Here is a 325-nt window from a genome sequence, read left to right as displayed (position 1 = left end):
CGGATCATCGTTCGACTTGCATGTGTTAAGCACGCCGCCAGCGTTCATCCTGAGCCAGGATCAAACTCTCCGTTGAAGTAAAACAGACACAACATGCGCCCCCGGGAAAACGGGATACACACGCTGCACAAAATTTGAAACCAGCCAAAAACACCAGACCACACCACGGGGTGGCGGGCCCGGCAAATTCAACCAATTCAATACAATAAATTGGTATCAACAAACTTGGCACACTATTGAGTTCTCAAACAACAGACACACCCGGCACCACCACAACCAACAAACAGTCAAGGATCGCTCCGGAGCAACTTTTCAAACTTACCCG

The 325-nt window shown here is 49.5% G+C and carries 1 rRNA gene; it reads right to left on the bottom strand.

Going from position 1 to position 325, the window contains the following annotated elements:
• Positions 1-76: ribosomal RNA gene (locus AC1DFR_RS22405) — 16S ribosomal RNA — on the bottom strand; the annotation flags it as partial.
• Positions 77-325: the final 249 nt, after the last annotated feature.

It is taken from the genome of Arthrobacter sp. 05T410 (assembly GCF_056396505.1).
This window is presented reverse-complemented; position numbering and strand designations above follow the sequence as displayed.